The sequence below is a fragment of the Mesorhizobium sp. CNPSo 4688 genome, assembly GCF_057784295.1.
In genome coordinates this window covers 146473-168245 of record NZ_JBWLUY010000009.1, presented here as the reverse complement: position 1 = coordinate 168245, position 21773 = coordinate 146473, and the positions used below count along the sequence as shown (strand labels likewise).

General features: G+C 65.6%; 19 protein-coding genes. 6 read left to right on the top strand and 13 right to left on the bottom strand.

The window, feature by feature from the left end:
• Window positions 1–43: 43 nt before the first annotated feature.
• The 11 genes from AC04SH_RS18765 to AC04SH_RS18715 all read right to left on the bottom strand — a co-directional run bounded on the left by AC04SH_RS18765 (window position 44) and on the right by AC04SH_RS18715 (window position 11610).
• Entirely contained in the window at window positions 44–1333 is a 1290-nt protein-coding gene (locus AC04SH_RS18765) for an amylo-alpha-1,6-glucosidase (RefSeq protein WP_488576153.1), read from the bottom strand.
• A gap of 16 nt (window positions 1334–1349) precedes the next feature.
• A complete protein-coding gene (locus AC04SH_RS18760; protein ID WP_477237272.1) occupies window positions 1350–2390 on the bottom strand; it encodes an ABC transporter ATP-binding protein in 1041 nt (346 codons plus the stop codon).
• A 21-nt stretch (window positions 2391–2411) separates the two neighbouring features.
• On the bottom strand, window positions 2412–3257 hold the full coding sequence (locus AC04SH_RS18755; protein ID WP_477237274.1) for a carbohydrate ABC transporter permease: 846 nt from the start codon (window positions 3255–3257) through the stop codon (window positions 2412–2414).
• Entirely contained in the window at window positions 3254–4099 is an 846-nt protein-coding gene (locus AC04SH_RS18750; protein ID WP_488576152.1) for a carbohydrate ABC transporter permease, read from the bottom strand. The genes AC04SH_RS18755 and AC04SH_RS18750 overlap by 4 nt, the downstream gene beginning before the upstream one ends.
• An 84-nt stretch (window positions 4100–4183) precedes the next feature.
• On the bottom strand, window positions 4184–5455 hold the full coding sequence (locus AC04SH_RS18745; protein ID WP_477237278.1) for an ABC transporter substrate-binding protein: 1272 nt from the start codon (window positions 5453–5455) through the stop codon (window positions 4184–4186).
• A gap of 38 nt (window positions 5456–5493) precedes the next feature.
• On the bottom strand, window positions 5494–6537 hold the full coding sequence (locus AC04SH_RS18740) for a substrate-binding domain-containing protein (RefSeq protein ID WP_477237280.1): 1044 nt from the start codon (window positions 6535–6537) through the stop codon (window positions 5494–5496).
• A 393-nt stretch (window positions 6538–6930) separates the two neighbouring features.
• Window positions 6931–7950: an isopenicillin N synthase family dioxygenase gene (locus AC04SH_RS18735; protein ID WP_477237282.1), complete on the bottom strand. Its 1020-nt coding sequence runs from the start codon at window positions 7948–7950 to the stop codon at window positions 6931–6933.
• A 138-nt stretch (window positions 7951–8088) separates the two neighbouring features.
• Complete coding sequence (locus AC04SH_RS18730; protein WP_488576151.1) at window positions 8089–8745, bottom strand: methionine ABC transporter permease; 657 nt, start codon at window positions 8743–8745, stop codon at window positions 8089–8091.
• Complete coding sequence (locus AC04SH_RS18725) at window positions 8726–9814, bottom strand: methionine ABC transporter ATP-binding protein (protein ID WP_488576150.1); 1089 nt, start codon at window positions 9812–9814, stop codon at window positions 8726–8728. Before AC04SH_RS18725 ends, AC04SH_RS18730 begins: the two co-directional genes overlap by 20 nt.
• Window positions 9815–9899: 85 nt before the next feature.
• Entirely contained in the window at window positions 9900–10754 is an 855-nt protein-coding gene (locus AC04SH_RS18720) for a MetQ/NlpA family lipoprotein (protein ID WP_488576149.1), read from the bottom strand.
• A gap of 172 nt (window positions 10755–10926) precedes the next feature.
• Complete coding sequence (locus AC04SH_RS18715; protein ID WP_488576148.1) at window positions 10927–11610, bottom strand: SDR family NAD(P)-dependent oxidoreductase; 684 nt, start codon at window positions 11608–11610, stop codon at window positions 10927–10929.
• Between the two features lie 496 nt (window positions 11611–12106).
• Here AC04SH_RS18715 and AC04SH_RS18710 point away from each other — a divergent pair, with 496 nt between their 5' ends.
• Entirely contained in the window at window positions 12107–13222 is a 1116-nt protein-coding gene (locus AC04SH_RS18710) for an anhydro-N-acetylmuramic acid kinase (protein ID WP_488576147.1), read from the top strand.
• On the opposite strand, the gene AC04SH_RS18705 is transcribed toward AC04SH_RS18710, so the two are convergent.
• Together AC04SH_RS18705 and AC04SH_RS18700 are read right to left on the bottom strand one after the other, a co-directional pair.
• The gene (locus AC04SH_RS18705; protein ID WP_488576146.1) at window positions 13219–13644 is read right to left on the bottom strand and encodes a GNAT family N-acetyltransferase; all 426 of its coding nucleotides are present in this window, start codon (window positions 13642–13644) and stop codon (window positions 13219–13221) included. The genes AC04SH_RS18710 and AC04SH_RS18705 overlap by 4 nt on opposite strands.
• Before the next feature lie 73 nt (window positions 13645–13717).
• Complete coding sequence (locus AC04SH_RS18700) at window positions 13718–14896, bottom strand: MFS transporter (RefSeq protein ID WP_488576145.1); 1179 nt, start codon at window positions 14894–14896, stop codon at window positions 13718–13720.
• 48 nt (window positions 14897–14944) lie between these two features.
• On the opposite strand from AC04SH_RS18700, the gene AC04SH_RS18695 reads away from it, so the two are divergent.
• The 5 genes from AC04SH_RS18695 to AC04SH_RS18675 all read left to right on the top strand — a co-directional run bounded on the left by AC04SH_RS18695 (window position 14945) and on the right by AC04SH_RS18675 (window position 21771).
• A complete protein-coding gene (locus tag AC04SH_RS18695) occupies window positions 14945–15484 on the top strand; it encodes an Lrp/AsnC family transcriptional regulator (RefSeq protein ID WP_477237297.1) in 540 nt (179 codons plus the stop codon).
• A gap of 97 nt (window positions 15485–15581) precedes the next feature.
• Window positions 15582–16988 carry an SWIM zinc finger family protein gene (locus AC04SH_RS18690; protein WP_488576144.1) on the top strand — a complete coding sequence of 469 codons (1407 nt, stop codon included), beginning with the start codon at window positions 15582–15584 and terminating at the stop codon, window positions 16986–16988.
• Window positions 16985–18418: a DUF5691 domain-containing protein gene (locus tag AC04SH_RS18685; RefSeq protein WP_488576143.1), complete on the top strand. Its 1434-nt coding sequence runs from the start codon at window positions 16985–16987 to the stop codon at window positions 18416–18418. The genes AC04SH_RS18690 and AC04SH_RS18685 overlap by 4 nt, the downstream gene beginning before the upstream one ends.
• 19 nt (window positions 18419–18437) lie before the next feature.
• The gene (locus AC04SH_RS18680; RefSeq protein ID WP_488576142.1) at window positions 18438–19517 is read left to right on the top strand and encodes an ATP-binding protein; all 1080 of its coding nucleotides are present in this window, start codon (window positions 18438–18440) and stop codon (window positions 19515–19517) included.
• A gap of 4 nt (window positions 19518–19521) precedes the next feature.
• Window positions 19522–21771 (top strand): DUF5682 family protein, encoded by a 2250-nt coding sequence (locus AC04SH_RS18675; RefSeq protein ID WP_488576141.1) that lies wholly within the window; start codon window positions 19522–19524, stop codon window positions 21769–21771.
• Window positions 21772–21773: the final 2 nt, after the last annotated feature.

Sequence of the window (21773 nt, the reverse complement as noted above, 5' to 3'; positions counted from 1 at the left end):
GGCGTTCGAAGCTCGAAAAGCCAAGCAATTGGCTTTTCGTCTGCTACGCAGACCGCTTCTCACCCCGCAAAAACTCGATCACCATTGCTGCTGTCCAGGTGAAGCGGCCGCCACCTAGTGGTTCGCCGGTGAGCGGGTCGTAATATTCGGCAAAGCCGCTCTCCCGTATCAGTTCGAGACTGGACCGGGTGATGCGCTGCGCAACGTCGCCGTGGCCGGCAGCGGCAAGGCCGTCGGCGATCATGTAGTTGACGACCAGCCAGACCGGGCCGCGCCAGTAGCGCTTGGCGTCGAGGCGCGGATCGTCGGGATCGTGCGAGGGCACGACATAGCGCGCTCTGCCGGCAAGGTGATCAACGCGTGCCGCGAGCGCCGCAGCGCGGCTTTCCGGGATGCCTGCGAAGGCCGGCAGGATACCGCCGACGGAGGCGCTGTCGATCAGCGTGCCGGTGGTGCGGTCGAGACAGAGATACTGGCCGTGCGCGTCGCTCCACAGCCGTTCCATTGCCGCCAGACCCTTTCGGGCACAAGCGCGGTTGGCTTCGGCGATCTCCGTTTCGCCGAGCGCCTCTGCGAGATCGGCAAGGTCGGCGCAGGCGCGGATCAGGATGGCGTTGAAGCCGGGATCGACGACCTGGAACGGCGAGGCGTCGTGCAGCCTGGCATTGTCCCAGCCCAGTGCGCGAAAATGCTGCAGCAGCCAGAGATAGCGGTCGTATTGCGCCTTGGTCGGCCGATGCGCCGGATCGGCATGCAGAATGTCGCGGCGGGTGTAGGGCTCGACGCCTTCGGTCGGCACGCGCTCGAAGGCGTCGTCCCAGTCGATGGAATTGTCGCGGCCGGATTCCCAGGGATGGATGATGGCGACCAGCCCCTCGCCTTTGGGGTCGCGGTTCTCATAGAACCAGCGATGCCAGGCGTCGATCTTCGGCAGCAGCGCATGCGCCCGCTCGGCCGCCAGTTTCCTGTCCCTGGCGCGGTCGAACAGGCGGCGCACGGCAAAGCCGGCGACCGCCGGCTGGGTGATGCCGGAGGTGGCGATCGGTCGGTTGGTTTGCCAGACATCAGGCCCGGGAAAATAGCCGTCGCTCCAGACATGGAAGACAATGTGGGGCACCATGCCGTCCGGCCATTGATGCGCGAACAAGGTGTCGATCTCGGTCCAGGCCCGCGCCTCGTCGTAGTGGGCAAGGCCAAGTGCGGTCAGGCAGGAATCCCAGTTCCACTGGAAGGGGTAAAGGCCTTTGGTCGGTATGGTGTAGGCGCCTTGGTCGTTTTCCCTCAGCACCTCGACGGCGCGGGCGATGGTTTCGTCGACGGCTGGAGAAGTCATGGAAGGCATTCGTTCCTTAAAGGGCGTTGGTGGTTTCGGGATCGAACCAGCGGATGCGGTCGGCTTTGGGCGCCAGCCGCAGCTGCTCGCCAACCTTGACGCCGACATTCGATTCCAGGATGGCGCGGAACAGGCCGCCCTCGACATCGCAGGTGACCAGCGTGTGCGGCCCGAGCGGCTCGATGACCCGCACGGTGGCGTGCAACCCTTCGCTGCCGGCGTCGACATCCTCGGGGCGAATGGCGAATTCTATTGTCGGCCGGTCCGATTTCGGGCCAGGCAGCGTCAGCCCGGCGACGCTCCAGCTGCCGTTGCCGGCCTTGGTCGCCGGGATGAAATTCATCGGCGGGTTGCCGATGAAGGAGCCGACGAAACGGGCGGCCGGGTTGCGGTAAACCTCGACCGGCGACGCAGCCTGGACGATGCGGCCCTGATGCATCACGGCGATGCGGTCGGCGAGGCTCATCGCCTCGACCTGGTCGTGGGTGACATAGATGGTGGTGGTCTTCGACGCCGCCAGCACGCCCTTGAGCTCGGCGCGCATTTCGAGCCTGAGCAGCGCGTCGAGATTGGACAGCGGCTCGTCCATCAGGATGACATCGGGCTCCATTGCAAGCGCGCGGGCAACCGCGACGCGCTGGCGCTGGCCGCCGGACAGCTGGCCGGAATAGCGCTTCAATAGCTGCTCTATATGCATGAGCTCGGCGGTGCGGTTGACGCGGCGCTCGACGTCGGCCTGCGGCAGCTTCTTCATGCGCAGGCCGAAGGCGATGTTCTCGAACACGGTCAGATGCGGAAAGACGGCGTAGTTCTGGAACACCATGGCGATGCCGCGCTCGCGCGGCGGCAGATGGTCGACGCGGCGGCCACCGATCCAGACCTCGCCCTGGCTCGGTGTCTCCAGCCCGGCCACGATCCTGAGCAGCGTGGTCTTGCCGCAGCCGGAGGCACCGAGCAGCACCATGAATTCCTGGTCAGCGATGGCGAGATCGACCTGATGCAGCGCGGTAAAGCCGCCGAAGCGCTTGGCGACGCCCTTGATCGCGATTTCAGCCATGACCCCTCTCCGTGTCGCGTGTCATCGGTTGGCAATCCCCCACATGGCGAACAGATATTTGCGGACGGCGAAGATGAAGATCAGAGCCGGCACGACCAGAGCCGCGCCGCCGGCGAATTTGAGATAAAGCGGCGACTCGCCGAGGCTTTGCAGAAGAAAGGCGGTCAGCGTGCGGTTCTCGATGGTGAGCACGGCTGCAGCAAACACCTCGTTCCAGGAGATGGTGAAGGCGAACACCGCCGACGCCGCGATACCAGGCAGCGCCAGCGGCAGGATTACCTTGCGAAACGCCTGCAGCCTGGTGCAGCCAAGCGTCCAGGCGGCCTCCTCCAGTTCGACCGGAATGCCTGAGAACAGTGAGAAGGTGATCAGCACCGCGAAGGGCAGCGCCAGCGTGGTGTGGACCAGCGCCAGGCCGATCGCGGTGTCGTCGAGGCCGGTGCGGATGAACATCACCGCCAGCGGCAGCGCCAAGAGCGGAAGCGGGAAAGCCCGCGTCATCAGCACCAGGAAACGGAACGTGGCCTTGCCAGGGAAATCGAAGCGCGACAGCGCGTAGCCGGCCGGAGCGCCGAAGCCGATCGACAGGATCATCGTCAGCGTGGCGACCAGAACCGAGTTCCACAGCGCCCTGGCGACGCCGGCGAAATTGATGAAGAACGACAGGCTGCCGGTATCGAAGGACGGGAAGAAGCGCTTGGGAAAGGCGGTCACTTGTTCGGGCGACGACAGCGCGTTGACGATCAGGAGATAGATCGGCAGCAGCACCCAGACGCCAAGCAGGATGACGGTGGCGACGAGCAGCCAGTCGCCGGCCTTACGGGCATCGACGCTTGCGGCGGCTGGGGTTTGCGTGACCGCACTCATATGCGCGCCTCCTTGGGCACACGCAGCACCCTGAGGAAGAACAGCGTGAAGCCGATCGAGATGGCGAGGATGAGCAGCGCCGAGGCGGCGGCGACATTGCGGTCCTGCAGCGTGAATTGCCAATTGTAGGTCTCGCCCATCAGCACTGGCAGATTGGTGCCGCCAAGGGCGGCGACCACGGCGAAGACCTCGAAGGCGAGGATGACGCGCAGGATGATCGCCGTCTGCAGGCTGGGGCGCAGCAGCGGCAGCGTGATGCGCACGAACCGCTTCCACGGCCCGGCGCCGAATACTTCCGCGGCTTCGTAATATTCCTTGGGGATCAGTCCCATGCCGGCGACGAGGATGACCATCATGATGGCGGTGGCGCGCCAGATCTCGGCCAGCGCCACGGCAATGAAGATGGTGAGCTTGCTCTGGTAGCCAAGGAACATGATCGGCCTGTCGACGACGCCAAGGCTGGAGAGCAGCGTGTTGAGGAAGCCCGACTGGTCGAAGATGGCGAGCCAGATCAGGCCGGCGGCGAGATCGGAAATGCCGAGCGGAATGGCAAAGATGTAGAGTGCTACACTGCGCCCGGTCTCCAGCCGCGACACCACCGAGGCCATCAGCAGCGCCATGGCGAGCTGGATAGGCACGACGATGGCCGCCAGCAGCAGCGTATTGCGCACCGTGACCGGAAACTTCCAGCTGCCGGCCATGGTGCGGAAATTGTCGAGGGTGAAGACGCCGTCACGGGTCACTGCCTCGAAGGCGACCAGCACGAACGGGTAGAGGAAGAAGACGCACAGGAACAAGGTCGCCGGCATCAGCAGCAGATAGGGCAGAGCCTTGCCATGCATGGTGGTGTCCTTCGACGATGCTGCGGTCAGGCGCCCGGAGTGCAACAAACTCCGGGCGCCCCCTCGGGAGGATCTGGTTGGTTGCTACTCCACCGGGCAAGCGCCCGTGGATGGCTTGTCCGGCGTCCAGCATGGCGCCTTTGCCTGGTCGATGAGGGCCTTGAGTGCTGCCGCCTGCTCTTCGAGCACGCCGTGCACGTCCTCGCCGCCGAGCACGATGCGCTCGAAGGAGTCGGTGTAGACCTGGTTGAACTTGCCGCCGAGGTCGCCAAGCCCCATCGGCAGCAGCGCCGGCAGCGCATCGGGCGCGCCGGTCATGGTGGCGATCGCCGGGCCGAAGGCCTTGACCGAGGCCGGCATGTCGTCGGGCAGCTTGACGTCGACGACCGGGAAGAAGTTGGTCGCCTTCAGCGTGGCGATCTGCGTCTCGGGCTTGATCATATAGGCGACCAGGGCCTTGGCCTTGTCGACATCCGGCGATGTCTTGGGGATGGCGACACCGGCAACCACCGGCATGAAGCCGCGGCCGGCCGGGCCTGCAGGTGCGGGAAAGGCGACGAACTCGTCGGGCTTCTGGTTGAAAGCATCGGCAAGCCGCGCGACATGGTCGAACGCCACCCAGACTTCACCCGACAGCAGCGGCTCCTGCATGAAGGCGTAGCTGGTCGAATTCGGGTTGGTGTACTGCCACAACTCCTTGAACTTGTTCCAGGCGGTCTCGGCCTCGGGCGAGCGGAACTTGGTCACCATCGAGCCGGTGTAGGACGGATAGAGAAAGCCCTCGAAGAAGCGGTGCTTCAACCCCTTCGGGCCAGCCGGAAAACCGAATTTCGGCGAGCCTGTTTTTTCGGCGATGTTCTTCGACCATTCGATCAGCTGGTCGTAGGTGATGGTGTTGAGGTCGGTGCCGGCCGGCAGATATTGCAGCGCCTGCTTGTTGGCGGCCATCAGATAGGTGGCCTGCATCCACGGCATGTATTTCTGCTCGCCGGTGCCGAGCATGCCGAGCTTCTTGTAGGCCTCGTTGACCTTGACGCCGCCGACATCGACCGCCGAGAGATCGATGAGGTTGGCACCGACGGTGGAGAAGTCGCCATGCAGGCCGCCAAGCAGGCCGATCGTGCCGGTGCCGGCCTGCAGTTCGGCCTGCAGGCGGGTGAGCCAGGGACCGTCCTCGGCGACCTGATAGTCGACGGCGCCGTCAAAGCCTTTCAGCACCGCATCGCGCATCTTCTGGGTTTCCTCGACCGGGCGCGCCTGCGTCGACCAGAACAGCACCTGCTGCGCCTGCGCGCCGCCAACGGCAAACGACAGTGCCAGCGCGGCGCCCGCCAGTGTCCTCAATATCTTCATCATCGTCTTCCTCCCTGGATGTGTGCGCCGTCGTTGCGGCGTCAGCTTCTTGTCTGCGGTGCAGGTCCGTGGCTCGCTCGCGGCACCAGCGTCGGCCGGATCAACCGCGTCAGCGGCGCGGCAGGCCGCTCGGCTATGACCGTGAGCAGCATGTCGGCGATCTCGCGCGCGCATTGGCGGATCGAGGCGTCGAAGGTGGTGAGGCCGGGCGGCGCATAGGCCGAGGCAACGACATTGTCGAAGCCGATGACCGAGAGATCGCGCGGCACGCTGAGGCCGGCGCGGGCCGCCTCCTCCATCACCGTCAGTGCCAGTTCGTCGAACAGAGCGATGATAGCGGTCGGCCGCTCCGGGCCTTGCAGCATGCGGCTGATCGCCTGGATGCGGGCGCCGCGATCGAAGCGCGGCGCTGTCGCCACGTCGAGGCGCACCGACGGGTCGCCGCGGCGGCCGATGGCGGCGGCAAGACCGTCCTGTCGCAGATGCCGGAAGGTCATCGGCTCGGAAATCGTCACTAGGCCGAAATGACGATGGCCGAGATCGTAGAGCATGTCGAAGGCCTCGCCGAAGGCGTGCGCGCCATCTGTGTCGAGCCAGTTGTAGGCAAAGTCGCCATCAAGCAGCCGGCCGTGGGCGACGAAGGGAAAGCCGCGCTCGCGCAGATAGGCGAGGCGTTCGTCGACCTCGGCGATGCGGGTGACGACGACGCCGTCGGCGCGTCCGGATTCGACGACATGGCGCAGCACCGACAGTTCGGACTGGCCAAGGGCTGCGGTGGCGAGGATGAGGTCGGCGCCATGCGACACCAGCCCTTCGCCAAGCCCGGTGACGAACTCGCCGAGGAAGGAATCGACCAGATTCGGGCCTCTGACCGGCAGCACCAGGCCGACGAAGCCGCTGCGGCCGGAGACAAGCGTGCGCGCCGCGGTGTTGGGGACGTAGCCAGCCTGTCGCGCTGCTTGCGCGACACGCTCGCGAGTCTTCAGCGCGATCTGCTCATGCCCGGCAAGAGCTCGCGACACCGTCGTGATCGACAGGTCGAGGCTCGCCGCTAGCTCCTTCAGCGTGGTGACGCGGGGTGGCAAACGTTCCTCCCGAACGAACTGTTTGAAACGTTTGTAATTAGCTTTGGGCTAAATGCAAACGTTTTAAATTTCTGATGAAGGGATTACCGAGTCGTTCTCGAACCGATGATGCGCGTCGAGTCGGGGTGCTGGATGGCTGGACAAGGAAAAATGGCCGGGCTCGAAAACGGCCCGGCCAAAAGAAGGTCAAAACCTTCAGAGGGGAACACCGTTCGGTGGAATGGGAGGAAACCGCCGAACGATTTTTCCTATATGGGCTTATTTGCGGCCGGTTGCGACGAATGGCTTTCTAAAAGCCGACAACAACGGGAATTTTCATCCTAGGGCGTTTCACCATTTCACGGAAACGGCGAACCGCTCACACTTTTCCTGGAATTGCTCTGGTTGCGGTCATCAGGCCGGCGAGGCGCCGGTCTCCAGGAGATCGGCATAGTGCCGGCGCGCCACGTCGGGATGCGAGCGCAGGCGGCTTTTCAGCACATTGGTGCCGACATCGCGAAACAGCGGATTGTCGGGATCGCTAGCCGGCCCGCGTGCCTCGGCCGCCAGGTCCTCGGACAGGTCGAGCAGCGGGATGGTAGCGTCGAGCCGGGCGCTGAAGAAGAAGGGAACCGAGATCCGCTCGACGCCGGCCGGCGGCGTCACCACGCGATGCACGGTCGCGCGGAGATAGCCGTTGGAGGCCAGTTCGAGCAGTTCGCCGATGTTGACCACCAGCGTATGGGGGAGCGGATCGACGTTGACCCAGCTGCCGTCATATTCGACCTGCAGCCCCTTGTTCTCGTCCTGCAGCAAAAGCGTCAGGAAACCGCCATCCTTGTGCGCGCCGACGCCCTGGTCGTCGCCGGTGGCATCGCGGCCGGGGTAGCGCACGATCTTCATGCGGTGGTTGGGCTCGGCCCGATAGATTGGATCGAAGGCGTCCTCGGCCTGGTCAAGCGACAAAGCGAAAGCCCTGAGCAGCCGGATCGCCACGGCGGTGGCCCTGGCCTGCCACGCCAGCAGCGCCGGCTTCAGCTCGGGCAATGCCGCCGGCCACTGGTTCGGCCCTTGCAACCGCGTCCAGGCGGGCACGCCGGGGCCTTGCGGGATGGCCGGGCGTTCGACGCCGATGTCGAGCTGTTCGCGCCAGTCGGCCTTGCCTTTGGTGAGCTCTCCGCCGGCGCGGGTATAGCCGCGGAACTGCGAGGACTTGACCATTTCGATCGCCAGCTTGTCGGCTTCCGGCAGAGCGAAGAACCGGCGCGCGGCGTCGAGCACCTCGGCGGTATCAGCAGCCGATATGCCGTGGCCGGTCAAGTAGAAGAAGCCGACGTCGCGCGCGGCCGTGCGCAGGTCGAACAGAAACGTTCGATGCTCCGAGGCGCCCTGTTCGAGGCGGCTGAGATCGAGCACGGGTACGATCCTGGGCATGGTCAAGCTCCTTGTTTCCGCTTTCACGGTGGCACGCAGGCTGGTCCAATCAAAGCAATGCGCAATCCAATCTCGAGGCGAATGAAGAAAGCCGGCGCTGCCTTTTGCAGCCGACGGGCAAAGAATGTTCGCGGCCGCTCATCCGCGTCGATCCAGCTTTGCGACCAGCCGGTCACCGACCCACTGGATGCCGCAGACGAGGATGATCAGCACGATGACCACGGCGACCATGACGCTGGTCTCGAAACGCTGGTAGCCGTAGCGGATGGCGAGATCGCCAAGGCCGCCGGCGCCGATGGCGCCGGCCATGGCCGAGGCGCCGATCAGCGTCACCAGCGTCACCGTGAAACCGGCGACGATGCCGGGCAAAGCTTCGGGCACCAGCACCTCGCGGATGATGGTCCAGCGATTGCCGCCCATGGCGCGCGCCGCCTCGATCAGGCCGCGATCGACTTCGCGCAGCGACACTTCGGCGATGCGGGCATAGTAGGGCGTGGCGGCGATCGACAGCGGCACGATGGCCGCCCAGGTGCCGATCGAGGTGCCGACGATCAGCCGCGTCACCGGGATCAGCGCCACCAGAAGGATGATGAAGGGCACCGAGCGGAAGCCGTTGATGACGGCGCCGAGCGCGCGGTTCACCGAGATGTTTTCAGCGATGCCGCCGCGTTCGGTGGCGATCAATGCCAGGCCGAGCGGCAGGCCGAAGACCAGCGAGATGAGGCCCGACGCCGCCGTCATCAGGACCGTCTCCCAGATCGAACGCAACAGAAGTTCAAACAGAACCGGCGACATGGCCAAGCACCTCCACCCGCGCGTCGCGGGCCTTCAGGAATGCGATTACGTCAGCGAGATGGCGCGCATCGTTGCCCGCCACCGCCAGGAACAGCGTGCCGACAGGCTGCTGCTGGACATGGTCGATGCCGCCATGAACGAGGCGGAATGGACCCGGCACCGCCACCGCAAGATCAGACAGCAGCGGGCCGCGCGCGGCTTCTCCCGCGACGTCGATCCTGAGGATGAGTTCGGCGCCCTCACCCGGAACAAGCCGGCCGGCAATCTCCGCCGGCAGCTGCGGGCGGATGCCGCCAAGTAGGCTCCTGGTGATTTCGGAGCGCGGCTCGGCAAAGACCGACCACACCGGGCCTTGTTCGACAATGCGGCCGGCGTCGATCACCGCGACACGGTCGGCGATCGACCGGATCACCTCCATCTCGTGGGTGATGAGCAGGATGGTCAGGCCGAGCTGCCGGTTGATATCTTTCAGCAACGCCAGGATGGAGCGCGTCGTCTCCGGATCGAGCGCCGAGGTTGCTTCGTCCGACAGCAGCAGCGCCGGCCGCGCGGCCAGCGCCCTGGCAATGCCGACGCGCTGCTTCTGCCCGCCCGACAGCGAGGACGGGTAGGCTTTCGCCTTTTCCGACAGGCCGACGAGGTCGAGCAGTTCGGCCGCGCGCGCCAGCCGCTCTGCTTTGGGGCGGCCTTCGATCTTGAGCGGCAGCGCGACATTGTCCTCGACGGTCTTGGCCGACAGCAGATTGAAATGCTGGAAGATCATGCCGATGCGCCGGCGCAGCGGCTGCAACTCACGCTCGCCAAGCCGGCCGATCTCACGGCCCTCGATGAAGACATCGCCGGAATCCGGCCGTTCCAGCCCGTTGAGGCAGCGGATCAGCGTGGACTTGCCGGCGCCGCTGCGGCCGATAATGCCGAGAATCTCGCCCTTGCGCACCGTCAGCGAAACGCCGTCGAGCGCCGGTGTCGCGCCGAAACGGCGCTTCAGATCGACGAGGCGAACGACATCCTCCTGCCCGGCCGATATGTCGACCGGATGGGATATTTCGGCCTTAACGTGCTGGTTCATCTCACTGTCCGCTTCAACGGTGCGCAAATGCGACAGCGGCCCGCTCAACAGCGGGCCGCCTGCTCCTGAAAGCCAGGCGCGCCGATCAATAGGCGCTGATCCCGGTGCCCTTGTAGACCTTGTCGAATTCGGCCTTGACCTTCTCGTTCTGGTAGGACGCGACCAGCGTCTTCACCCAGGCCTCGTTCTCATTGCCGGATTTGACGGCGATGAAGTTGCGATACGGGTTGTCGGCCACCGGCTCCTGGGCGATGCGGTTGTCCGGGCCGAGGCCGCTTTTCAGCGCCCAGTCGGTGTTGACGACGGCCGCGTCCAAATCCTCGACCGAGCGACCGACAATGCCGGCGTCGAGCTCCTTGATGACGACCTTCTTCGGGTTCTCGGCAATGTCGGCGGTGGTGGCCAGAATGCCGGTGCCGTCCTTCAGCTTGATCACGCCTTCGTTCTGCAGAACGCGCAGCGCGCGGCCTTCATTGGACGGGTCGTTGGGCAGGCCGATGACGGCGCCTTCCGGCAGGTCGGCAACCTTGGTGTATTTCTTGGAATAGAGGCCAATCGGCCAGACGCCGGTGTAGCCGACGCGTACGATGTGATAGCCTTGAGTCTTGATCTGGTTGTCAAGATAGGGCTGGTGCTGGAAGGCGTTGGCGTCGATCTCGCCGCGCTCGAGCGCCTCGTTGGGCTGGGTGTAATCGTTGAACACCACGGTCTCGACGGTCAGCCCCTTTTCGGCGGCCTGGGCGACGACGACGCGCCAGACATCCTCATCTTCGCCGCTGATGATGCCGACCTTGATCGCCTTCTTGTCCTCGGCGAAGGACGGCGTCGGCTGGGCCAGGCCGACAAGTGTGACGGCCGAGGCAAAAAGTGCCGCAAGGGCAGCTCGCCGGCTGAGTGCTGACAAAAGAAGAGAATTGGAAGCGTTTCCGCGCTCGGACATTGTCGATCCCTCGTAATCCTGAAGTCATATCGGTTTGGTGGAATACCAAGCCTTGACGACATCATCGGCAATGCTGTGTGCCGGATCAAAGAACCGCATTTCTTCTCAAACACGAAGCCGGGAATATTCTCTCAAAGATTTCACGTTCGCGAGAACGGCCCTGCCTAATTGATCAGAATGTCTCGACCCAGGGCCGCAGCTCGATCTCGAAGCTCCAGGCGCTGCGATGCTGGCGGTGGGTCGCGAGATAGGTCTCGGCGATCGCATCGGGCGACAGGTGGCTATCCGGCCGCTCGGCCGTACGCCCCGCTGCCGCGATCTGGCCGTCGATGACGAAATGCGCGACATGGATGTTTTTCGGACCGAGTTCGCGCGCCATGGACTGGGCCAGGCCGCGCAGGCCGAATTTCGGCATGGCAAAGGCGGCCGAGTTGGCAAAGCCCTTGATGCTGGCGGATGCGCCGGTGAACAGGATCGAGCCCGAGCCGCGCGCGAGCAGCCGCCGCGCCGCCTGCTGGCCGACCAGGAAACCGCCATAGGCGCCGACCAAAAGGGCTTGCTTGACCGCGTCGGCATCGATTTCGGCGATCGGACCGCGCGTGCGGCCACTGGCGTTGAAGACGGCAAGCGCCAGCGGGCCTTGCTTGTCGGCGGCCTCGAACAGGCTGGCGACGGAGGCCGCATCGGCGACGTCGGTCTCGACCGCCAGTGCGCCGGTCTCCTCGACCAGCGCCGCGAGTTTGGCCGTATTCCGGGCGGCGAGCACCACGCGATAGCCTTCCCGGGTCAGAAGGCGGGCCAGCGAGGCGCTCAGACCCGCGCCCGCGCCGGCGATCACTGCGACTTCGGATGGCATGTGGTTTCTCCCTGATGATTCTGCGTACAGACACGCGGCCTAATGCCGATGTCGTTCGTCCCATAGCTGGCGTCTTGAGCGACGAGAGACAAGAACGGCGTTGCTCGATTTTCGCCGCTCGAAGCAAAAAGCCCGTTGTCATATGAGACAAAGCCATCACGGATTCAGAGCAGTCGTCACGGACAGGCGGTCGATGTCAGCGCCGCCCCTCATTGCCCTGCCGGGCATTTCTCCCCGTATAGTGACGGGGAGAAAGAGCTGGCCGCAACGCCGGCGCCCTTTTTGCAGCGCTGGTGATTGGCGAAAGTCGCGACGAAAGCGCCCCTCCCCGTCACTATACGGGGAGAGGATGCCGACAGGCAGGTGAGGGGCAGCGCAAACGTCGCGGGAATTCAAAATCGTGAAACGCTTGCCTTGATCACTAAAGGGCAAAAGACTTGCCTGCCCGACCGATCCATCCGACACCTTGCTAGAACAGCGATTCGAGAAAGCGACCATGGAACCAATCTGGGCCGTCGGCCTGATGACCGGCACCGTGCTTGACGGCAATATCGACGTGGCCTTGATCAAGACGGATGGCGAGCGCATCGCCGATTTCGGCACTTATACGCTTGCCCCCTACCCGCAATCCATTCGCACCTTGCTGGAAGAAACGCTGCGCCAGGCCAGGGCGTGGAATTTCGACGGGCCGGAGCCGGCAATCTTTCGCGAGGCAGAAGAGGCGCTGACGCGGGCGCAATCGGCGGCGGTGAAAGATCTCGTTGAAAGCTATGGCCTGACCATGGCCGATATCGGCGTCGTCGGCTTCCACGGCCAGACCGTGCTGCATCGCGCCCCGCAACCTGGGCGGCGCGGCGACACGCGCCAGCTCGGCGATGGCGAGCTGATGCATTCGATCCTGGGCGCCAAGGTCGCCTACGACTTCCGCTCGGCCGATGTGCGCGCCGGCGGCCAGGGCGCGCCGCTGGCGGCCGCCTATCACGCAGCGTTGCTCAGGGAAGCGGACCCGAGCGGCGATACCGCCGTTCTCAATCTCGGCGGCGTCGGCAACATCACCTGGTGGGACGGCAAGGACAACATCATCGCCTTCGATACCGGCCCGGCCAATGCGCCGCTCAACGATTTCATCAAGGCAAAGGGCCTGGGCGAGATGGACCGCAATGGCGCATTGGGTGCGGCCGGCACTGTGGATGAAGCGCGGCTCGCCAGATTGCTGCAGCATCCGTATCTGACCAAGCCCTACCCGAAATCGCTCGACCGTTTCGACTTCGGCGCCGCGATGGCCGACGGCCTCAGCGCCGAGGACGGCGCGGCGACCCTGACGGCCTTCACCGTCTCGGCCGTCGGCAAGGCGCTCGACCTGTTGCCGCGCCGGCCGAAGCGGCTGGCTGTCAGCGGCGGCGGCCGCCACAACCCGACGATGATGGCGATGCTGGCTAGCCGTGCCGGCGTCGAGGTGGTTCAGGCCGAGACGCTGGGCTGGAAAGGCGATGCAGTGGAAGCCGAGTGCTTTGCTTTCCTGGCGGTGCGCGTGCTGCGCGGCTTGCCGATCAGCTTTCCCAGCACCACCGGCGCGCCGCAGCCGATGCAAGGCGGCAGGCTGGCGGGCTAGGCCACCAGTCTCTTCTGCAGGAAGATGCGGTTGCGGCCGATGGGAAAATCCGGCAGTTCGCCGAACGGCCGGTAACCCTGTCGCTCATAAGCTTTGGCCGCAACGGGATTGAACGTGTCGATCCAGGCATTCCGGCAGCCGCGCGCCACTGCTTCGCGCTCGGCGGCGTCCAGCATATCGCCGGCCATATGCCGGCCGCGCAGGCGCTCATCGACCCACAGCCATTGCACGTAGAGCCAGCCCCAGGCGGTGTAGCCTGAAATGCCGGCGACAACAGCGCCGTCCTCGTCGCGCACGAAGACGGCGAGCGCTTTGCGGCCGGAGGCGCCGACATCGCCGTCATTGAACGCCGTCAGCCGCTCGGCCAGAAAGGTGAGGTCTTTGGCCAAGGGTTCGGCGGTGGTCTCAAGTGTCGTCTTCATCTGGCTTGGCTCGCACGGTGAGCCGAACCTCTAGCGAAGGACAGGACAGGAACGCAAGCTTTGCCGCAGCCGCTTACGGCCCGATGGGCGAACGCCAGGTCCCCGCCGCGGCTGCAACCAGCATCAGCACGGCGGCGACCAGCGCGCAGGCGGCAAAGCCGAATGTCGAATAAAGCGGCCCGAAGCTGGTGGTGCCGATAAAGACGGCGAGATAGGTCACCGAGCTGTTCAGGCCCATGATGGTGCCGCGGCGCGACGGATCGAGCGCGGTGAGACGCATCACCAGCACGTTCAGGCCGAAATGATTGGCAAGGCCCCATATGGCGATCATGGCCAGGATCAGCGCGAAATTGCTGCTTGCGAGCGCAATCGCGACATACACGGCGGCGACCAGCAGATAGGCGAAAGGCATGACGCGTCGCGCGCCGATGCGGTCGATGACGCCATCGAGAAAGGCCGCCGAGCCGAAGCCGGCGCCGTAGGCGAGTGCGGCGAGCGCGTTGGCGCTGACGGGCTTGCCGAGATCCTGGTGCAGATGATCGCCGAGATAGCCGTAGACGCCGTAAAAGGCGGTCATGAAGGCGGTGCAGGCAATGAGCAGCGGCACAATGCCGGGAACGGCAAGCGCCTCGAACGGGGTGGGCGCCGGGCCGCTCTTCCTGACGTCGCTGAGCGAGGTCATCGACAGAGCGGCGAGCGCAAGCCCTGAGAGCACCGCCACCGCGGCGAAGACGGTGCGCCAGTGCACGAGGTCGGCAAGCACCGCCGACAGCGAAACGCCGGCGACCATGGAGACCGTCCAGCCGGTCAGCACGACGCCGATGGTGCCGCTTTCGCGGCCGGGCGGCGCGATCGCCGCCGCACTGGCATAGATTGCCGGCATGGCGACGCCGGCGGCAATACCGGCAACGGCCTGGGCCGCGACCAACATGATCACCGTCGGTGCCAGCGCGCTGGCGAGAAGCCCGACCGCCAGCAACAGCAGCGCGCCCTGCAGCATGCGGCGGGCGCCGACGCCGTCGATATAGCGGGCAAGGAACAAGGCGCTTGCCGAGGTGCCGAGACCGAAGGCGGCCGACGCGGCCATCACCGCCGGCACGCTGGTACCGAAGGACGCAGCCACCGCCGGGGCGATGGGGCCAAGAACCAGCGAGTTCGAGCCGATGACGGCGATGCAGCCGGTCAGGAGATAGGCCAGGGCCGGTATCGGCGCTGTTGTTGGGAGCGTTGCGGCTTGATGTGTGTTCGTCATATCGGCATAGTGGCCGAATTAAATTCTGCGACAATAAGGAATTTCGTTATGGATGAAGAAACAGATGGTGTTCTGCAGAACAAGGCAGCCGCCCGCGAGCTCGACGCGATCGACCGAAAAATATTAGGCGTGTTGGTCGAGGATGCAACGATCAGTTACGCCGAACTTGGCGAACGCGTCTGCCTGTCGCCGCCGGCGGCGCATGAGCGGGTGAAGCGCCTGCGGCGCAGCGGCGCCATCCGCGGCACAGCGGTGATCATCGACCCCAAGGCGGTGAAGAAGCCGCTGCTTACCTTCGTGCATATCGACACCAAGGGTTGGGGCAAGACGCCGGAGCTAATGGCGGTTTCCCAATATCCTGAGGTCGAGGAAATCCATTCGGTAGCCGGCGACACCTGCATGCTGCTCAAGGTCCGCACCGAGGACACCAGGGCGCTCGAAGGCTTGTTGGCGCGTCTCTACGAAACGCCCGGCGTCACCTCGACGCGAAGCTATGTCGTGCTGTCGACCTATCTCGAACGGCCGGTGCAGCCGGGCGTCACGACGGAATGGCCAACGCCCCGGCACATGGCAACGCCGCTCTATTGATCTGCGCCATCTTCGTCTTGCCGCAGCCACAACAATCCTTCACAAACGGCACCCTATACTGATTTCAGGCATGATTTGGGGTGACGAGAGGCGCGGCTTGGAATTCGACCTGAAAACCATCGAGGCGCTGGCCCCCGATCAGGCGTCGCTGAGCGCCGCCTCGAAGCTGACCAAACGCTCGAACTGGCCGAGGCTGGAGAAGAACGAGCAGCAAGCGCTGATCTGGGGGGAATGCCAGGGCTCCGGCTCCAATCCCTACCGCACCGTGGTCGACACCGGCGACCACGGCTACAAATGCACCTGCCCGTCGCGAAAATTTCCGTGCAAGCATACGCTGGCGCTGATGTGGATCGCCGCTACCGCGCCGGCCAGCTTCACTGCGGCCGAATCGACGCCGGAATGGGTGAATGACTGGCTTGGCCGGCGTAGGAAGACGACAGCCCAGCCGGCGGCTGCGAAGCCGGGCGCCGGGGCCTCCGGCAAGAGCATCGGCGAGGCCTCGCAACCCGACGAAGACACCGCAATCGAGGACGCTGCCGCGGCGGAGCGCCGTGAGGCGGCGCAGCGCAAGCGTGCGGAAGACACGCGGTCTTCAGTGACGGGAGCACTGGACGAACTCGACCAATGGATTGCCGACCAGCTGCGGCTCGGCCTCTCCGCCTTTGCCGATGCCAGCAGCGAGCGCTGCCGCCGGATTGCCGCGCGGCTGGTCGACATGAAGGCGACCGCGCTTGCCGGGCGCATCGACGAGATCCCAGCGCGGCTGATGGCGCTGCGCAGCGAGGAACGGCCGGATGCGGCGATCCGCGAACTCGGCAAGCTGGTGTTGCTGGCCAAGGCCTGGCGCTCGGCGCCCGACGATCCCGAACTGAAACGGCTGGTGTCGGCATCCGAAACCCGCGACCAGGTGCTGGCCAATCCCGAGGCCAAACAGGTCGACAGCCAGTGGGAAGTCATCGGCGAGAAAATCGAAACCCGCCGCGACGGCCTCGTCAGCCATTCGACCTGGCTGCTCGATCTCAAAAGCCCGACGCCGCAATTTGCGCTGCTGCTTGATTTCTTTCCGGCCTCGGCCGGCCGCCGCTCGGCGGCGTTCACGCCTGGCGACCGCTTCGATGCGCGTCTGGTGTTTTATCCCTCGCGCCAGCCGCTGCGGGCGCTGGTGGCGGAACGCAAGGGCGATGTCGCGTCCGGCGCCTGGCCGGATTTCGGCCTCGGCACCATCAAGGATCCGCTCGCGACACATGCATCGCAGCAGGACGCGGCACCCTGGTCCACCGACTGCCCGCTGATGCTTCCGGCCGGCGCGATCCTGCTCGATGAGCGCGGCGCCGCCTGGTGGCAAGCGGCGCACGACCCACAAGGGATTGCTCTGCCCGTCGCCGGAACCGTCGACCAGACCGTGCTTGGTCTCGACCTTTCGGCCACGGCAGCGCTTTGGAACGGCACGCGACTCGATCTGCTCGCGGCGCAAAGCGGCTTCGGGAGGCTCGATCTGTCATGAACGAGCTCGAACTGACCGGCCTGGCGACGATGCGCGACTGCTGGATCACCGGCGGAACCACATTCGATCTGGCGCCGGCCGCATGGAAGGAAATCGCCGCCGGTGCAAGCCCGGACGAGCGCGAGCGGCTGTTGCTGGCGATCGCCGCGCAGGCGCTCGATGTCGGCTTGCGGCCCGCGGCGCCGAAGACGCTGAAGCGGCGGCCGCCGCTGCCAAGGCTTGGCCTGCCGCTGCTGCCGGAGCGGCTGCGGCCGCTGTTGCGGGCTGCCCTGAAGAATGCCGCCGATGCGCGGCGCAAGGCGCGCGTGGCGACGCTTGTCGCCAGCCGTGGCTATGTGCTGCATCCGATGGACTGGATGCCGCCGGCATCGGACCAGAACAGCCCCGACATCTATGCCCCCTGGATCGACTGGCAGGCCAGCGTCGAGGGGCTGAAGATTGCCCCGCAGGAGCAGCTGACAGCGCAGAATTGGGACGATTTCTATCCCGCGGCGCGGCGGATTGCGCTGGCCGAGATGCGACGCCGCGACCCGGCGACGGCCCGCACCCTGATCGAAGCCAAAGCGCCGGGGGAACCGGCTGAAGTCCGGCTGGCGCTGATCGAACTCATGCATTTCGGCCTCTCGGCCGCGGACGCGCCGTTCCTGAAGAGCCTCGCCACCGACCGTTCCGGCAAGGTGCAGGAACTGGCGGGCCGGTTGCTGGCAAGGCTGGGCGAGCACGGCCGCACCGGCGACGGCGGAACCGACGATCCCGTTGCCGAACTCGCCGCTTTCATCGTGGAAGGCAAATCCGGCTTCATCCGCCGCCGCACCACCTACACGCCGGCAAAGCTGAAATCGCCGGCGCAGGAAAGTCGTCGCGTCGACCTGTTTGCAAGCTGTTACCTTGTCGACCTTGCCGCGCGCTTCGGTAAAACAGAATCCGATTTCATCGAGGCATGGCAATTCGGTGTCGACGAAAAAGCGGATCTGTCTCTCGTTCGTATGGTCGCGGTGTCCGGCAGCGATGCCACGGTGGCGCTGTTGGCGGACACGCTTGTCGCCGAAGGTGGCAAGCCGGCGCTATTCGTCTTCCACCTCATGTTGCGTCTGGACAGCGGCAGGAAGCGTACCCTGATCAGGCAAATCCTGAATGACGCGCAAAATCTTGAAGCGCTCAACCAGGTCGAAGGCGCCGAAGCCAGCTGGCTTGAATGGGGCGACCTGACAACTGGCAAGGCGCTGTCGACACTGCGGTCCAAGGTTGCGGGAAACGACGAGCCCGCGAAGCGAAGCGCAGACCACGCCCTGGAAACGATAGGCTTTCTGGCCACAGCAGCAACAGCGGAACGACTGATCGGCGACATTGTCGCGGCCGGCATGCCGCCAGCGGCCGCTTCGCTCGCCTTTCTGCGCCTCAATGCAGCCCTGACGGGAACCAACACATGACACTCCGGAGAACAGCACAATGAACGCAGCCATCCGCCTCCCCGTCGAGCAGGCCTACGCGTCTGAACTGCAAGCGCTCGCGCGTGGCGACGACCGACAGAAGCCGGCCGGATGGAGCCTGTCGCCAAAGGCCGTGCTGACCTACCTGCTCGGCGGCAAGGCCAGCGACGGCACCGTGATATCGCCAAAGTATGTCGGCCGCCGCCGGCTGATGGAAACGGCGGTGGCGACACTCGCCACCGACCGCGCGCTGCTGTTGCTCGGCGTTCCCGGCACCGCCAAATCCTGGGTGTCGGAACATCTCGCCGCCGCCATCATGGGCGACTCGACGCTGATCGTGCAGTGCACGGCCGGCACCGATGAGAACCAGATCCGCTATGGCTGGAACTATGCGCAGCTTCTGGCCAAGGGGCCGAGCCAGGAAGCGCTGGTGCCGACGCCGCTCTACCGCGCCATGGAGAGCGGCAAGCTCTGCCGGCTGGAGGAACTGACGCGCATGGGGTCGGACGTGCAGGACACGCTGATCACCGTGCTGTCGGAAAAGATGATGCCGATTCCGGAACTCAACACCTCGATCTACGCCCAGCGCGGCTTCAACATCATCGCCACCGCCAACAACCGCGACAAGGGCGTCAACGAATTGTCCTCGGCGCTCAAGCGCCGCTTCAACGTCGTGGTGCTGCCGCTGCCCGAGGACATGGCCGAAGAGGTGGCGATCGTTTCCAAACGGGTCGACGAGATGGCTGGCGGGCTCGACCTGCCGGTGCCGAAGAATGTCGGCGAGGAGATCGCGCGCGTGCTGACCATTTTCCGCGAGTTGCGCTCGGGCGCGACATCAGATGGCAAGGTGACACTGAAGACGCCGTCGGGCTCCCTGTCGACCGCCGAGGCGATCGCGACAATGGTCGGCGGCCTCAGCCAGGCGGCGTGGTTCGACAGCGGCAAGCTCGGCGCCGAAGGTCTTGCCGCCAGCCTTGTCGGCGCCATCATCAAGGATCCGGTGCAGGACAAGGTGGTGCTGGAGGAATATCTGGAAACGGTGCTCAAGAAGCGGCCGGACTATGCCGGCTACTACGCGGCGCTGAACGCAGCGATCTGAGGTCATGAGCGACGTCGCCTATTTCGGCATCCGCCATCACGGGCCGGGCTCCGCCGCCAGCCTGGTGCAGGCGCTGCGGGACTTGCAGCCGGTCGCGGTGCTGATCGAGGGGCCGAGCGATGCGTCCGCCCTGCTGCCGCTGCTGGCGCGTCCGGAAATGCAGCCGCCGGTGGCGCTGCTTTGCTATCCCGAGGACGATCCTGCGGCGACCAGCTTCTGGCCGTTCGCCGAGTTCTCGCCCGAATACCAGGCGGCGGTGTGGGCGGTGGAGAACAAGGCGGCGTTGCGGTTCATCGACCTGCCGTCGTCGGCGCGGTTCACCCCGCCAGCAACCGACGACGACAAAACTGAAGAGGGCGACGAGACCAAGCCCAACGACGAAGCCGCCGAGGATGGTGAGCCCGCATCGCATCGCGACCCGATCGGCACGCTGGCTGCGGCCGCCGGCTATGAGGACGGCGAAAGCTGGTGGGCCGACATCATCGAGCAGAACCCGCAGCCCGGTCCGATCTTCGCGGCCATCGCCGATGCGATGACGACGCTGCGCGATGGCGAAGGCACGATCGCGCCGTTCGAGGCCAAACGTGAAGCGCATATGCGGCTGGAAATCGCTGCCGCGCGCAAGGAGTTCGACGGACCAATCGCCGTCGTCTGCGGCGCATGGCACGTGCCGGCCCTGCAGGCCGCGCACACGCAGAAGAACGACCAGGCGCTGATCAAGGGAATTGCCAGACGCAAAAGCATCATGACATGGGCGCCGTGGACGGGACCGCGCCTGGCGCTGGGCTATGGCTATGGCGCCGGCGTTGTTGCGCCCGGCTGGTGCAAACATCTTTGGCGCACGCGCGACCGGCGCGACGCCGCGACTTTGTGGCTGGCGATGATCGCGGCGGTGCTGCGGGCGAAGGGCCACCTGGTCTCGACGGCGTCGCTGATCGAGGCCGAGCGGCTCGCCCGCACACTGGCTGCCATTCGCGAGCGGCCGAAACCCGGCTTCGAGGAATTGCGCGACGCGGCGATCGCGGCGCTGTTCAACGGCGAAGCGATGTTGTGGGCGCTGGTCGAGGCCGAGTTGCTGCTGGGCGCGGATGTCGGCGAGATCCCGCCCGACACGCCGCTGGCGCCGCTGATCGAGGATCTGCAGCGCAACCAGAAAGCGGCACGGCTGAAGCCGGAGGCGCTTGAGCGCGAGCTGTCCGTCGATTTGCGCAGCGAAAACGGGCTGTTTCGCTCGACGTTACTGCACCGGCTGAATGTGCTTGGCGTACAGTGGGGCAGGCTGGCCGATGCCGGCCGCAGCCGCGGCACCTTCCGCGAAAAGTGGACCCTGGCCTGGGAGCCGGAATATGCCGTGCGCCTGGTCGAGAACCTGATCTACGGCCCGACCATCGAAAAGGCCGCCAATGGACGCCTGATCCAGATGCTCGGCGCCGCAGCCAGCCTCGACACGCTGGCAGCCCTTGTCCAGAGCGCCATCACGGCGGACCTGTCGGAGGCCGCGAGCGCCGGTCTTGCGGCGCTGGAGGCACGCGCGGCGCACAGCAGCGAATGCCTGGAAATCCTGGCCTCGGTGCCGCCGCTTGCCGACATCATCCGCTACGGCGAGGCGCGCAGGACCGAAACCAACCGGTTGTCCGGTTTGTTGGAACGGCTGATCGTTGAAGGCGCAATCGCCTTGCCTTATGCGGTGCGCGATCTGGACGAACAGGCCGCCGCGACGCTGGTCGGCGCGGTGCGCAAGGCCGACGCGGCGATCCGCCTGGTCGAGCCCGGCGAAGGCGTTCTCGATGCCTGGCGCAACGGGCTGACCGGCGTACTGGAAGGTCCGCGCTCGACGGCGCTGCTCGCCGGCTGCGCCGCGCATCTGCTCTACGAAGCCGGACAACTGTCGGCCGAGGACGCCGCCAGACTGCTCGGGCGCAGGCTGTCGCCGGGAACGCCGGTTGCACAGGCGGCGGGTTTCTTTGAAGGTTTCTTCAGCACCGCCGGTCAGCGGCTGATCTATGACGAGGGCCTGCGCGGCGCGGTCGATGCGTGGCTGAAATCGCTCGACGAGGACGCCTTCGTCGCGCATCTGCCGCTGCTGCGCCGTGTCTTCTCCAATCTGGACAGCATGGAGCGCCGCCGGCTGATCGAGGCCGTGCTCGGGCGCACCGCGCGGCTGCCGGCCGGGTTGACGCCGGCGCCGGATGGCGGCGAGGGCTGGCGCCGGCACCTGGAGCGGCTTGGCCCCTTGCTGGCGGGCGGAACGTGACG